Below are 13,266 nucleotides of genomic sequence, written 5' to 3'. Positions count from 1 at the left end.
TGCCGGCCTAGTCGCGAATCTCGATTTTCAGCGCGTCGAAGCAGCCCGGGTCGATGGCGCTGCCGACCGTGCCTTCCATGATCGCCAGCGCCTTCGCCTGCGGCATTGCGCCGCGATAGGGGCGCTCGGCGATCAACGCGTCGTAGAAATCGCAGACGCTGATGATCCGCGTTTCGAGCGCCAGCGCGTCTTCGCCCAGACGGAGCGGGTAACCGGCGCCGTCGAGCCGTTCATGATGGGCCGCGGCGATATCGGCCATGTCCGCAAGCGTGCCGATCCGCCCGAGGACCTGCCGCGTCTGGTCGGCGTGGCCGCGCATGGCCTGCCATTCTTCGTCGTCGAGCGGGCCGGGCTTTTCGAGGATGGTGCTGGATACGCCAAGCTTGCCGACGTCGTGAAGGAAGGCGGCGCGGCGCAGCAGGCGGACCCGCACGGGGTCGAGGCCCAGACGCGCACCCATTCGTGCGGCAAGGTCGGCGACGCGCCGCGAATGACCGGCGGTGAACGGGCTCTTGGCGTCGATCACTTCGCCGAATGCAGAGGCGATCGTGTCGAGGAAGTCGTCGTCGGCGACGATCGCGTCGTCGACCGGTGCGCGAGCGACGACCTTGGCCTCGAGGATCGGCGAGCGCAGGTCTAGCCACAGCTGGCCGGAGGCGGCGATGCCGGTGAAAGCGGCAACCAGCTCTGGGCCGAGCCATGTTCCGGAGCGGCGCTGCACCTCGTCGGTAGCGGCCGTCGAACCGGCATGCGTGTGAAACACGTCCGCGACCTGCGCCAGCAGCGCGAGCCGCGAATAGAGCGGAATGGCATCGCCGCGCAGCCGGTCGGGCTTGCCCGATCCGTCCCAATGTTCGTCGAGGTGGTAGATCGCCCGGCAGACGGCGTCGGGAAAGCGCAGCTTGCGGGCGATGTCGGCGCCGCGGGTACAGCGGGTCAGGATCAATTCCTGCGCCAGTTGCGGCCCGTTGACGAGGATGTTGCCGACGGTCGCCGCGCGTTCGGTCCACGGCCTGCCGCGGGCGGTCTTGCTGAGCACGAAATGGAGGGTCGCGGCGAGGCTTGTGCCGACCGTCTTGTAACCCTGTTTGAAGGCGCGGTCGTCGGCTGCGTACAATTCGCAGATGCGCGCCGAATTGCTGCTGCAGCCGAGGTCCTTGAGCAGGACGGCATAATAGAGGTCGCCAAGCTCCGCCGCACCGAGGCCGATGGCCCGGCCGATCTGGCTGGCGATCCAGCAGCAGCGGATGGAATGGCCGTCGGGCTGGCCTTCGGTCAGGTCGAGGGCATAGCTGAACGCCGCCAGGATCTCGGCACGGTGGACTTGGCCCGCTTGGATCGGCTGGTGAAACATTCGGCGGGGTGCCGGTTAAACCGAAACGGTTAAGACTATGTTCGCGCTGGTCCCGAGGACCGCGGTCAGCCGAGGCGTTCGTACGCCGGCAAGGTCAGGAATTCGACGAAGTCGGGATCCACCACCATGTCGCGGAACAGCTCGGCGGCTTCGTCGATGTCGTCAACTTCGGCCAGCGCCCCGACCTCCTCTTCGAACAGGCGGTCGAACAGCGCCCGGTCGAAAGTGCGGCCGTCGTCGAGCGTCGCGCCGAAGTGCAGCCACTGCCACAACTGGGCGCGGCTGATTTCCGCCGTCGCGGCGTCCTCCATCAGATTGTACAGCGGCACCGCGCCGCGGCCGCCGATCCACGCGGCGAGATATTGCACCGCGACACGGATATCCTCGCGCGCGCCGTCTTCGGTGCGTGGGCCGTCGTGCATTTGCAGCATATCGGCCTGCCCGGGGACGGCATCCGGAATCACATCCAGCTGGTTGGGGCCATCCATCGCCGCGAACGCCTCAAGGGCGACCGGCACAAGCGCGGGATGGGCGACCCAGGTGCCGTCATGCCCGTTGCGCACTTCGCGTTGCTTGTCGGCGCGCACCTTGTCCAGCGCGGCCTGGTTGGCCGCTTCATCGCCCTTGACCGGGATGAAGGCGGCCATGCCGCCCATCGCATGGGCGCCGCGCCGGTGACACGTGGCGATCAACCGCAGCGAATAAGCGGCCAGGAACGCCTTATCCATGGTCATCGCCGACCGGTCTGGAGTCAGCCGGTCGGGAGTCCGGCCAAGCCGCTTGATGTACGAGAAGATATAGTCCCACCGCCCGCAATTGAGGCCGACGATATTCTCCTTCAGCGCGTAGAGGATTTCGTCCATCTCGAACGCCGCGGGCAAGGTTTCGATCAGCACCGTCGCCTTGATCGTCCCGCGTTCCAGCCGAAGCCGGTTTTCCGTCAGCGCGAAGATGTCGCTCCACAGCGCCGCTTCTTCCATGCTTTCGAGCTTGGGGATGTAGAAATAGGGGCCCGAACCGGCCGTCAGCGCGCGGCGGGCGATGTGCCAGACATAGATGGCGAAATCGAAGAAAGCGCCGGCGACAGGCTGGCCGTCGATCGTCACATGATCTTCGGGCAGGTGCAGGCCGCGCGGCCGCACAAGAAGCACCGCCGGATCGTCGCCGACCGCATAATGTTTGCCGCTGGCGGGATCGGTAAAATCGAGTCGTCCGTGCCAGTAATTGCGCAGGTTCACCTGGCCCTGGACGAGTTCGTCCCACATCGGCGAGGTGGCATCTTCGAAGTCGGCCATGAAGACGCGTGCGCCGCTGTTGAGCGCATTGATGACCATTTTCGCGTTGGTCGGGCCGGTGATTTCGACACGGCGGTCCTGCAGGTCGCGCGGCACCGCGCCGACCGTCCATTCCGCGTCGCGGATATGGGCGGTATCGGCGCGAAAGTCGGGCAAGTCGCCAGCGTCGAACCGCTCCTGGCGGTCGAGCCGCCGGTCCAGCAGCGCCAGCCGCCGGCCGTCGAACCGTTCGTGTAGTTCGGCGACGAGGTCGAGGGCGTCCGGGGTCAGCACGTCGTCGGCACCGCGCACGTTGCTGGGTTCGGCGATTACCCGGTGCAGGTCGAGGACGTCATTCACGATCGGGCTGGCTCCACGCAGATCGAGTAGCGATGCATCGCCGCGATCCGGTCGCGGAACGTCAGGCGCTGCCACTCGGTGCGCGCCCGCGTCTCGTCGGTAAACGGGCCGTGGACGCTTTCGGTCCCCGGCTCGATGTCGCGGAAATCGGACCCGGCATAATGGCCGCCGATGACCCAGTAGCGCTGTCCCATATTTGTCCTCCTATTCCGCGGCGACGGCCAGCTCGGCTGCGCCGAACTGATCGGATTCGGTCGATTCGGCCAGCGCCACGGTCGACGACTGGCCGCCCGAGATGGCGGTCGCGACCGCGTCGAAATAGCCGGTGCCGACCTCGCGCTGGTGCCGGGTGGCGGTGTAGCCGTCGGCTTCGGACGCGAACTCCGCCTGCTGCAGTTCCGAATAAGCCGCCATACCGCGGTCGCGATAGCCGTTGGCAAGCTGGAACATGCCGTGGTTGAGGCTGTGGAAGCCGGCCAGCGTGACGAACTGGAACTTGAACCCCATCGCGCCCAGTTCGCGCTGGAACCTGGCGATGGTCTCGCGGTCGAGATTGGCCTCCCAGTTGAAGCTGGGTGAACAATTATAGGCCAGCATCTTGCCCGGATGGTCGGCATGGATCGCCTCGGCGAAGCGCCGCGCCTGGTCGAGATTGGGCTTGCTGGTTTCGAACCACAGCAGGTCGGCGTGGGAAGCAAAGGCCCGGCCCCGCGCGATGCAGGCATCGAGTCCGGTGCCATCCTTAAGGCGGAAAAAGCCTTCGGGCGTGCGTTCGCCGGTGACGAAGGGCTTGTCGCGGTCGTCGACATCGCTGGTCAGCAGCTTGGCGCTTTCCGCGTCGGTGCGGGCGACAAGGATGGTCGGCACCCCCGACACGTCGGCGGCAAGCCGCGCCGCGTCGAGGTTGCGGACCGCCGCCTGCGTCGGGATCAGCACCTTGCCGCCCAGATGGCCACACTTCTTCTCGCTCGCCAGCTGGTCTTCGAAATGCACCCCGGCGACACCCGCCTCGATATAGGCCTTCATGATCTCGAAGCAGTTGAGCGGGCCGCCGAAGCCGGCTTCCGCGTCGGCCACGATCGGCGCGAACCAGTCGCGGCCCGCGCCGCCCTCGGCATGTTCGACCTGGTCGGCGCGCTGCAGCGCGCGGTTGATGCGCTTGGCCAGCTCCGGCCCTGTATTGGCAGGATAGAGCGACTGGTCGGGATACATGGACGACGCGGTGTTGGCGTCGGCCGCGGCTTGCCAGCCGGACAGGTAAATCGCCTTCAACCCCGCGCGAACCATTTGCATCGCCTGGTTGCCGGTGACCGCGCCCAGCGCGCGGACCGGCTCGTCCTGCTGCAACAGGTCCCACAATTTCAGCGCGCCGCGGCGGGCCAGGCTGTGCTCGATCGGCACCGATCCGCGTAGCCGGAGAACGTCGTCGGGACTATAGGGCCGGTCGATGCCAGCGAACCGGCCGGCCGGTGCAGCGGTGATTTCGTCAAAACTTGTCATATCGTCTCCAGCCCTGCGATGCTCTCGTGATCTGTTGCCCATGAACTCCAGTGCGAGCGCGGAAGCAGCATCAAAAAGCGTGCGCTTGTCACAAATTGACTTGTGGATTCGGTCGTCCTTTGACAGCCAATGGCGATGGCCAACCAGAAGCTGTTCATCGGTCCGCGCATCCGCCGCCTGCGCCGCGAGCAGGGCCTGTCGCAGACCGACATGGCCAAGAGCCTGTCGATCAGTCCGAGCTATCTCAACCATCTCGAGCGCAACCAGCGGCCGGTGACCGCGTCGTTACTGCTCAAGCTGGCCGAGTTGTACGAGATCGACGTGCGCAGCTTTGCCGCGGAAGGGGCGGCACGCACCGGGCCCGAAGCGCTGGCCGAAATCTTTTCCGACAGCCTGCTGCGCGACCTCGGAGTGCCGCGCTACGAACTGGTCGAGCTTGCCCACAATGCCCCGGCCGTCGCCGACGGCATCGCCCGCCTGTACACCGCGGTGAAGGAAGCCGGGCGCGGCGCGCCGGTCGATGGCGACGGCGACGTGCGGTCGCTGGTGACGCCGGAAAACTGGGTGCGCGATTACATCCAGGCGCACCGCAATCATTATCCGGCGCTGGAACGGTCGGCCGAAACGCTTGGCGGCGCGCTGTCCGATCCGCTGTCGATGGCCGAACCGATGCGGCGGCGACTGAAGGATGCATGGGGCATCGACGCGCGGGTGGTGCCGCAGTCGCAGCTCGGCAATTCCAGCCAGCTCTATGACGCCGAGCGCCGGCTGTTCCTGATGTCGTCGCAATTGCGATCGGAGAACCGGACGTTCGCGCTGGCCTATCAGCTGGCGCTGGTCGAGTTCGCATCGGTCATCGACGCGATGGTGGCCGAGGCCGCGCCGCCGGACGAGGGCATTCGCCAGTTGCTGCACATGAGCCTGGCCAATTACGCGGCGGGTGCGATCATGATGCCGTACGGCCGCTTCCTCGCCAGTGCGGAGGAGCACCGCTATTCGATCGACCGGCTGTGCGGCGATTATGGCGCCAACGTCGAACAGGTCGCGCATCGGCTGACGACGCTCAGTCGTCCCGGCGCGCGCGGCGTTCCGTTCTTCATGCTGCGCGTCGACCCGGCCGGGAATATCTCCAAGCGCTATGCGGGCGAGAAATTCCCCTTCTCCCGCTTTGGCGGGACCTGCCCGCGCTGGAACATGCATACGGCCTTCCAGTTTGCCGGCCAGGTGGTGCCGCAGATCATCGAAACGCCCGATGCCCACCGCTACTTCACGGTTTCGCGGACGATCGAACGGCCGATCAAGACCGGCCTGTCGGCAAGCCTGCTGGCGATTGGGCTGGGGTGCGATATCCGCCACGCGCACAAGCTCAGTTGTGCCGACAGTTTCGACCTTGAAAACGCGCCGGTCACGCCCGTCGGGCCGGCCTGCGCCATCTGTCCGCGGATCGATTGCGCGCAGCGGGCGACGGCCCCGGCCGGGCGGATGCTGGCGGTCGACCGCCAGCGCAAGACGATTTCCCCCTACCCGTTCGTCGCCGGTTAGGGCGCGACTGGGGCCCGTTCGAGCGCGGCGCGGTCCCAACTCGCGCTGGTCGCCGCGGCTTCGTATGCTGATTGCAGGAATTCGCCCAGCATCGCTGCCGGGTCGGCAGCGGCGCGCACTTCGGCATAGGGCAGGAGGAATTCGCCAAAGGTCTCGTCGAACCGGCCGTGCGCTACCTTGGCCGAGCGATAGCCGTCCGGTTCGGGATAGATGTAGCTGTAGAAGAACGGTTCGGCCTCGGCCGCACCCGCTGCCCAGAAGCCGGCGCTGGCCACTTCATGGCTGTAGGCCTCGCGCGCGACGCGGTCCGGAAGCCCCGGCATGCCGCCCGGATGCGGCGGGGCGGTCTTGCCCGAGAAACGGCTGACGGCGAGATCGAAGGCGCCCCACCACAAATGCACCGGGCTGGATTTGCCGGCGAAGCCCGCGCGGAAATGGTCGAACACCGGCAACAGGCGGGCAAAGGCCCGGCGCAGGCGGTCGGCGCTGTCCGGATCGTAAGCGCGCTCCGCCCGATCGTCGGCAAAGGGCGCGGCGCCGTCGATCTCGCTGGGCATGGCATTGAAGCTCGACGGCAAGCCGTGCCGGTCGAGCATGGCGACGAACGCAGCGTGCAGGTCTGCGATGGTCGGTTGGGCAAGCGGGACGCTGTCGCGGCCGTCGTCGCTGACCGAGAGCTCGATGGCGTGGGTGCACAGGTCGAGCGCCAGCGTGAAGGTGCGCCCGTCCGCGGCCGCCGTCGGCAGGGTTTCAAACCCGTTGGCGCGCGGTTGCAGCGCGACGTGCCAGCCGTGGTTGGACCAGGGCGCGTGGGCGACGCGGATCTTGCCCATCATCTGGGACGCGAGGTGGAGGATGGCGAGCGTCGGGTGATCGCGCTCGATTCGAAGCTCAGGCCAGTCGCTCATCCTCGCTGGATAGCACGGGCCTTTGCTTTTTGCGCAACTGCGCGGCTAAGGCGCTGACGCCATGGCTGATAGCGAGATCATCGACCAAATCCGCGCCGCGACCGACCTTGCGGCGCTCGACGCGCTGCGCGTTGCGGTGCTGGGCAAATCCGGCAGCATCACGGCGCAGTTGAAGTCGCTGGGCGGGATGAGCCCGGACGAGCGCGCCAGCGAAGCGCCCAGGATCCATGCGCTGCGCGAAGCGGTCACCACGGCGCTCGCCGAGCGCAAGGACGCGCTTGAAAACGCCGAGCTGGAGCAGAAGCTGGCGACGGAATTCGTCGACCTTTCGCTGCCGGCGCCCGAGCGCGCCAGCGGGTCGGTCCACCCGGTCAGCCAGGTGATGGACGAGCTGGCGGAGATTTTCGCCGACATGGGTTTCTCGGTCGCGGAAGGCCCGGAGATCGAGGAGCAGTGGTTCAACTTCACCGCGCTCAACATGCCCGAGGCGCATCCGGCGCGGGCGATGCAGGACACGTTCTACGCCCGGCGCATCGACGGCGACGCGGCGGCCGAGGCGCATGTGCTGCGCACGCATACCTCGCCGGTGCAAATCCGCGCGATGACCAGCCAGGCGCCGCCGCTGCGGCTCATCGCGCCGGGCCGGGTTTACCGGTCCGATAGTGACGCCACCCACACGCCGATGTTCCACCAGATCGAAGGGCTGGTGATCGACAAGGGCATCACGTTGGGCCACCTCAAATGGACCCTGGAGACATTTCTCAAGGCCTTCTTCGAGCGTGATGACGTCGTCCTGCGCATGCGGCCGTCCTATTTTCCGTTCACCGAGCCGTCGGCGGAAGTCGACGTCGGCTGGTCGCTGGAAAAGGGGCGCCGCGTGGTCGGCGGCTGCGAAGGCTGGATGGAAGTGCTCGGATCCGGGATGGTGCATCCCAAGGTGATCGCCAATTGCGGTCTCGACCCCGAAGAATGGCAGGGCTTTGCGTTCGGCACCGGAGTCGATCGGCTGGCGATGCTGAAATATGGAATGAGCGACCTGCGCGCATTCTTCGACGGCGACCTGCGCTGGCTCAGGCATTACGGGTTTCGGGCGCTCGACGTGCCGACCCTGTCGGGCGGGGTGGGCGCATGAAGTTCTCCCTGTCCTGGCTGAAGGAGCATCTCGACACGGACGCATCGGCCGACGCCTTGGCCGAGCGGATGACCGCTATCGGGCTGGAAGTCGAAGGGGTCGCCAATCCGGCGCAAGCGCTGGCGCCGTTCAAGGTCGCGCGGGTGCTGAGCGCCGAAAAGCATCCGCAGGCGGACAAGCTGCAGGTGCTGAGCGTCGATGCCGGAGACGGGCCGATGCAGGTGGTATGCGGCGCGCCCAACGCCCGCGCCGGCATGATCGGCGTGTTCGGTCCGCCGGGCGCTTATGTCCCGGGCAGCGACATGACGCTGAAGGTCGCCGAGATCCGCGGCGTCGAAAGCCGCGGCATGATGTGTTCGGTGCGCGAGCTTGAGCTGGGCGAAGAGCATGACGGAATCATCGAGCTTGCCGCCGATGCGCCCGTGGGCACGCCGTTCGCCGACTTCGCCGAGCTCAACGACCCGGTGTTCGACGTCGCCATCACCCCGGACCGCGCCGATTGCATGGGTGTTCGCGGGATCGCCCGCGACCTTGCCGCCGCCGGCGCCGGAACGCTCAAGCCGCTGCACGTGCCCCAGGTGGCCGGCAACGGCGCGCCGCCCATCGGCATCCGCATCGAGGATGTCGAAGGGTGCCCGGCCTTCTTCGGCCGCGCCGTTCGCGGCGTGACCAACGGCACCTCGCCCGACTGGCTGCAGCGGCGATTGAAGAGCGCCGGCCAGCGCCCGATCTCGGCGATCGTCGACATCACCAATTACGTGATGCTCGACCTTGGCCGGCCGAGCCATGCCTATGACGCCGCCAAGGTGGAGGGCGCACTGGTCGCCCGCCGCGCCCGCGACGGCGAGACGGTGCTGGCGCTCAACGAGAAGACCTACACGCTCGACGATACGATGACCGTGATTGCCGACGAAGCCCGTGTCCACGACATCGGGGGGATCATGGGCGGCGAGGATTCGGGCGTCGGCGACGGCACCACCGACGTCATGCTGGAGGTCGCTTTTTTCGACCCGCAGCGGATTGCGCGGACGGGGCAGAAGCTGGGGCTGACCAGCGATGCCCGCACCCGCTTCGAGCGCGGGGTGGACCCGGCTTTCCTTGAGGACGGGTTGGCGATCCTGACCGGCCTGATTCTCGACATTTGCGGCGGGGAGGCGTCCGAGGCTCTGCTGGTCGGCACGCCGCCCGCGGCCGACCGGGCCATCGCCTTTCGTTCCGAACGCACGCTGGAGCTCGGCGGTATCGACGTGCCGGAAGACGAACAGCGCAAGATCCTGCTGTCGCTGGGGTTCGAATTCACCGATCCGGGGACCGTCCGCGTTCCGAGCTGGCGCCCCGACGTCGACGGCCCCGCCGACCTGGTCGAGGAAGTCGCGCGGATCGTGGGGTACGATAGCGTACCGTCGACGCCTCTGGAGCGCGCGCCGGGCGTCGCCCAGCCGACCGCGACCCGCGCCCAGCGCGTCGAGCGACAGGTCCGCCGCGCCGCCGCCATGCTCGGCTTCGACGAAGCGGTAACGTGGAGTTTCATCGGCGAAGCCGAGGCGGCCCCGTTCGAGCCCGCGTGGCGGGTCGAGAACCCGATCAGCGAAGAAATGAAGATCATGCGGCCGTCGCTGCTGCCGGGCCTGGCCGGCGCGGCGTCGCGCAACATCGATCGCGGGGCATCTTCCGTGCGGCTGTTCGAGATCGGCCGCCGCTATCTTGCCGATGGCGAGAAGCCGACCGTCGGGCTGGTGTTTGCGGGCGAAAGCCGGTTGCGCGGTTGGCAAACGGGCAAGGCGGCGGGCTTCGACGTATTTGACGCCAAGGCAGCAGTCCTCGCCCTGCTCGAGGCTGCGGGCGCACCCGTCGCCAACCTGCAGGTGTTCCAGGACGCGGGCGCGAACTGGCATCCGGGCCGCTCGGCCAGGCTCGGGCTTGGCCCCAAGACGATCCTTGCCAGTTTCGGCGAAGTGCATCCGCGGTTGGTGAAAGCGCTGGACGCGCCGGCCGGGTTGATCGCCGGCGAAATCTACCTCGACGCGATCCCAGCGCCGCGCAGCAGCGACCGGGCGCGAGCCGAGTATTCGCCCCCTGCCCTGCAGCCAGTGACCCGCGACTTTGCCTTCATCGTTCCCGCCGATCTGGCGGCCAGCACGCTGGAGCGCGCGATCCGCGGCGCGGACAAGGCGGCAATCACCGCCGTCCGCCTGTTTGACCGGTTCGAAACGCCCGACGGCCTGTCGCTGGCGTTCGAAGTCACGTTGCAGCCGGGCGACAAGAGCTTCACCGAGGAAGAATTGTCAGCCGTTTCGGCAAGGATCGTCGCGGCGGCCGAAAAGCTGGGCGCCCGGCTGCGCGGCTAGTCGTCGAGCGCGTTGATGGCTGCATGCACGCGCGCTTCGATCTCTTCGCGCTTGAGCCCGGCCGGGATGGTCTCCCCGATCCTGAAGCGGATGGTGCCCGGATGCTTGACCAGCCCGCGCGGCCATAGCCGCCCGCTGTCGACCGCCACCGGCACCACCGGCAGGCCGAGCGCCCGATAGAGACCGGCAAAGCCCGATTGCAGCGGCGGAGTGGTTCCGTGTGGCACGCGCGTGCCTTCGGGATAAATGATCACCGCGCGGCCTGCCGCCGTTGCCGCCCGGCCCGCTTCCATCATCGTGCGCAGGGCCTTCGACCCCGCGCCGCGATCGACGGGAATGACGCCATATTGCCGCGTCAGCCAGCCGAAGAACGGGATTTGCGATAGTTCGCGCTTGAGGACGATGACCGGCGTTTCGGCGATGCGCACCATCGCAAGGGTTTCGTACATCGCTTCGTGCTTGACCGCGATCAGCGCCGCGCCCGGCGGGATTTCGCCTTCGACCCGGCGGTCGATCCCCAGCACGACCTGACACAGGCGATTGTGGAAGTCGGTCCACGTGCGCACCAGCGCGCGGGTGCGATGCTGGCCGAACAGGCTCGCGACCGCTCCCGCGGCGACGAACACGGCGGTGCCCGGGTAGAAGATCAACGCATAAATGATCGAGCGGATCAGTTGCATCGCGGCTTACAGTTCGAGGAGGACCGCGACCCGCCGCAGCAGGTATTTGTTATATTCGCCGAACAGCACGCGGAAACCGGGCTCGCTGCGTACCGCGTCCGGCAACACCGTGTAGCCGTCGCCCAGCACGCGGCGGAATTCGTAGCGGGCGCGGCGCATGTGCCAGTCGCTGGTGATCAATCGCAGCGATTTGTAGTTGCGGCGGTCGAGCCAGCGCTTCGCCTCTTCCGCGTTAGAACGGGTGTCGACCGATTCGCTGCCGAGGTCGACGCAGCAGCGCATCAGCCGGCCCTTGCCGCCGAGCCGTTCGACCAGGTCGGGCTTCGTCACCGCTGGATCGGTGCCGGCGATCAGCAGGCGCTTGGCATGGCCGTCGGCAAGCACGTCCACCGCATGTTCGATCCGCCCGCTGCCGCCGGTAATGACCACCACGGCGTCGGTTTTCTCCGCATCGGCCGGGTCACCCAAAGTCACCGCGAACAGCATGAAGCCGAGCAGATAGGCCAGCAGCAGAATCGAGAAGAAGCGGAGGATCATAAGGTTTCGCGCAATGACGTCATGAGGGCCCAGCGCGCAACCAGGATGACCAGCAGCACTGCTGCCACCGGGACAAGCGCCGTCGCTGCTATCGCCCACGGAGCGAGTAGCGCGGACGAGCCGAAGCCGCCCGCCGCGCTGGTCAGTTCGCCCCCGATCGCCAGCAGGACGATGGCGGCGATGGCAAAGCCGCCAAGGGCTCCGGCCAGGGCGTCGACCGCGATCTTGCGGATGAACAGCCGCGTCACCTGCCGGTCGGTGGCACCGATGCCGTGCATGATTTCAACCGTCGAGCGGTGAGTGTCGAGCGCCCCGCGCGCGGCCAGCACGATCGCCGCGCCATTGGCCACGGCCATTAGCAGGACGAGGCCGACGGCGACGGCCTGAAGCGCGAAGATCGAGCGCAGCAGCGGTTCCAGCTCCGCCGCTTCGGTCGTGACGCCGGCGCCCGGCAGGGCCGCGCGGATGGCTTTCGCGACCGCCGCAACCCTGTCAGCGCGGTCGACCTCGACCGTCAGCAATGCCGGGACCGGCAGATCCCGGCTGGCCGCCGCGTCCCCCAGCCAGCGTTCGAGCGTGGCTCGCATTTCACTCTCTGACACCGGTGTCACAGCGCGGACGCCGGGAATCGACCGAACCGCCGCAGTGTCCACCGGACGCCCGCCCGCAAGCTGGACCACGATCCGGCTTTCAGCTGCGCTGGTGACGGTGGCCGACGCCTGCGCCAGCGCAAGGCCGGCCGCGGCGACAAGGGTCATTGCGAAGGTCATGATCGCCACCACCGCCACGGTCGGCACGTGAAGCCGATCGACCGGCAGCAGGCGCGAGGTGGGATCGCCGCCGATGAGCTGCGCCAGGTTCATGGCCGACGCTCCGCCCGCTCGCTGTTCGGCGGATTGCGGAACGCGCCGGTCGGGTCGACCAGGTGGCCGCGATCGAGCCGCATGAGCTGAGCCCGCGGCGTGGATGCGATCAGGCCGAGGTCATGGGTGGCGACAACGACGGTGGTGCCCAGGTCGTTGAGCGCGCCGAACAGGTGCAGCAGGCGCTTGGCCATGTCCGCGTCGACATTACCGGTCGGTTCGTCGGCCACCAGCAGCTCCGGCCGGGTGATCACGGCGCGCGCGATCGCGACCCGCTGCTGTTCGCCGCCGGACAGCGTCGCCGGGCGCGCGCCCGCGCGGTCGCCAAGCCCGACCCAGTCGAGGATTTCACGGACCGCGGAGGCAATCTCCTCCTCCGCATAACCGGCGATGCGCAACGGCAGCGCCACATTGTCGAATGCCGACAGGTGGCGGACGAGGCGGAAATCCTGGAATACGACGCCGATGCGGCGGCGGAAGCTGGGCAGTTCGTCGCGACCGGCATCGCTCAGATCCTGCCCGAACAGGCGGATCCGTCCGCGCGTCGGCCGTTGTGCCAGATACAGCAGCTTGAGCAGCGACGTCTTGCCCGCGCCGGAGGCGCCGGTGAGGAAATAGAAATGCCCCTTCGACAAGGAAAAATCCATGTCGCGGAGCACTTCGGCACCGGTGCCGTAGCGCAGTCCAACGCTTTCGAACTGAACGATCGCCGACAGAGGCGCCCTCCCCGCTTATAGACGGTCTCTTCGCACAGCGTCCGCATCCTTG

12 protein-coding genes are annotated in these 13,266 nt (G+C 67.5%); 3 read left to right on the top strand and 9 right to left on the bottom strand.

All coding sequences use genetic code 11. From position 1 onward, the window contains the following. Positions 1-7: 7 nt before the first annotated feature. The 4 genes from H8M03_RS08820 to aceA all read right to left on the bottom strand — a co-directional run bounded on the left by H8M03_RS08820 (position 8) and on the right by aceA (position 4,488). Entirely contained in the window at positions 8-1,354 is a 1,347-nt protein-coding gene (locus tag H8M03_RS08820; protein ID WP_187479082.1) for an HD-GYP domain-containing protein, read from the bottom strand. Positions 1,355-1,419: 65 nt separating this feature from the next. Continuing rightward, positions 1,420-2,988: a malate synthase A gene (aceB, locus tag H8M03_RS08815; RefSeq protein ID WP_222931867.1), complete on the bottom strand. Its 1,569-nt coding sequence runs from the start codon at positions 2,986-2,988 to the stop codon at positions 1,420-1,422. Beyond that, positions 2,985-3,182, bottom strand: a complete 198-nt coding sequence (locus H8M03_RS08810; protein WP_187479081.1) for a DUF4170 domain-containing protein — start codon at positions 3,180-3,182, stop codon at positions 2,985-2,987. Before H8M03_RS08810 ends, aceB begins: the two co-directional genes overlap by 4 nt. A 10-nt stretch (positions 3,183-3,192) precedes the next feature. After that, positions 3,193-4,488, bottom strand: coding sequence for an isocitrate lyase (aceA, locus tag H8M03_RS08805; RefSeq protein WP_187479080.1), 1,296 nt, complete (start codon positions 4,486-4,488; stop codon positions 3,193-3,195). Positions 4,489-4,617: 129 nt separating this feature from the next. On the opposite strand from aceA, the gene H8M03_RS08800 reads away from it, so the two are divergent. Beyond that, positions 4,618-6,030: a helix-turn-helix domain-containing protein gene (locus tag H8M03_RS08800; protein WP_187479079.1), complete on the top strand. Its 1,413-nt coding sequence runs from the start codon at positions 4,618-4,620 to the stop codon at positions 6,028-6,030. On the opposite strand, the gene H8M03_RS08795 is transcribed toward H8M03_RS08800, so the two are convergent. After that, entirely contained in the window at positions 6,027-6,938 is a 912-nt protein-coding gene (locus tag H8M03_RS08795) for a DUF5996 family protein (RefSeq protein WP_187479078.1), read from the bottom strand. The two genes, H8M03_RS08800 and H8M03_RS08795, sit on opposite strands and share 4 nt — an antisense overlap. 61 nt (positions 6,939-6,999) lie before the next feature. On the opposite strand from H8M03_RS08795, the gene pheS reads away from it, so the two are divergent. Both pheS and pheT read left to right on the top strand, forming a co-directional pair. Continuing rightward, the gene (pheS, locus tag H8M03_RS08790; protein WP_187479077.1) at positions 7,000-8,070 is read left to right on the top strand and encodes a phenylalanine--tRNA ligase subunit alpha; all 1,071 of its coding nucleotides are present in this window, start codon (positions 7,000-7,002) and stop codon (positions 8,068-8,070) included. Beyond that, the gene (pheT, locus tag H8M03_RS08785; protein WP_187479076.1) at positions 8,067-10,418 is read left to right on the top strand and encodes a phenylalanine--tRNA ligase subunit beta; all 2,352 of its coding nucleotides are present in this window, start codon (positions 8,067-8,069) and stop codon (positions 10,416-10,418) included. The genes pheS and pheT overlap by 4 nt, the downstream gene beginning before the upstream one ends. On the opposite strand, the gene H8M03_RS08780 is transcribed toward pheT, so the two are convergent. The 4 genes from H8M03_RS08780 to ftsE are packed head-to-tail and all read right to left on the bottom strand — an operon-like array spanning position 10,415 to position 13,214. Further along, positions 10,415-11,098 carry a lysophospholipid acyltransferase family protein gene (locus tag H8M03_RS08780; RefSeq protein WP_187479075.1) on the bottom strand — a complete coding sequence of 228 codons (684 nt, stop codon included), beginning with the start codon at positions 11,096-11,098 and terminating at the stop codon, positions 10,415-10,417. The genes pheT and H8M03_RS08780 overlap by 4 nt on opposite strands. Positions 11,099-11,104: 6 nt before the next feature. Beyond that, positions 11,105-11,635, bottom strand: coding sequence for a YdcF family protein (locus H8M03_RS08775; protein WP_187479074.1), 531 nt, complete (start codon positions 11,633-11,635; stop codon positions 11,105-11,107). After that, positions 11,632-12,498: a cell division protein FtsX gene (locus H8M03_RS08770; RefSeq protein ID WP_187479073.1), complete on the bottom strand. Its 867-nt coding sequence runs from the start codon at positions 12,496-12,498 to the stop codon at positions 11,632-11,634. Before H8M03_RS08770 ends, H8M03_RS08775 begins: the two co-directional genes overlap by 4 nt. Further along, entirely contained in the window at positions 12,495-13,214 is a 720-nt protein-coding gene (ftsE, locus tag H8M03_RS08765; RefSeq protein WP_187481016.1) for a cell division ATP-binding protein FtsE, read from the bottom strand. The genes H8M03_RS08770 and ftsE overlap by 4 nt, the downstream gene beginning before the upstream one ends. Positions 13,215-13,266: the final 52 nt, after the last annotated feature.

The organism is Sphingomonas sabuli, assembly GCF_014352855.1.
Lineage (GTDB): Bacteria > Pseudomonadota > Alphaproteobacteria > Sphingomonadales > Sphingomonadaceae > Sphingomicrobium > Sphingomicrobium sabuli.
This window is presented reverse-complemented; position numbering and strand designations above follow the sequence as displayed.

Excerpts from the sequence above, each read along its gene's own strand:
- H8M03_RS08820 (WP_187479082.1), bottom strand. The coding sequence starts at position 1,354 with ATGTTTCACCAGCCGATCCAAGCGGGCCAAGTCCACCGTGCCGAGATC.
- H8M03_RS08810 (WP_187479081.1), bottom strand. The coding sequence starts at position 3,182 with ATGGGACAGCGCTACTGGGTCATCGGCGGCCATTATGCCGGGTCCGAT.
- aceA (WP_187479080.1), bottom strand. The coding sequence starts at position 4,488 with ATGACAAGTTTTGACGAAATCACCGCTGCACCGGCCGGCCGGTTCGCT.
- H8M03_RS08800 (WP_187479079.1), top strand. The coding sequence starts at position 4,618 with ATGGCGATGGCCAACCAGAAGCTGTTCATCGGTCCGCGCATCCGCCGC.
- H8M03_RS08795 (WP_187479078.1), bottom strand. The coding sequence starts at position 6,938 with ATGAGCGACTGGCCTGAGCTTCGAATCGAGCGCGATCACCCGACGCTC.
- pheS (WP_187479077.1), top strand. The coding sequence starts at position 7,000 with ATGGCTGATAGCGAGATCATCGACCAAATCCGCGCCGCGACCGACCTT.
- pheT (WP_187479076.1), top strand. The coding sequence starts at position 8,067 with ATGAAGTTCTCCCTGTCCTGGCTGAAGGAGCATCTCGACACGGACGCA.
- H8M03_RS08780 (WP_187479075.1), bottom strand. The coding sequence starts at position 11,098 with ATGCAACTGATCCGCTCGATCATTTATGCGTTGATCTTCTACCCGGGC.
- H8M03_RS08775 (WP_187479074.1), bottom strand. The coding sequence starts at position 11,635 with ATGATCCTCCGCTTCTTCTCGATTCTGCTGCTGGCCTATCTGCTCGGC.
- H8M03_RS08770 (WP_187479073.1), bottom strand. The coding sequence starts at position 12,498 with ATGAACCTGGCGCAGCTCATCGGCGGCGATCCCACCTCGCGCCTGCTG.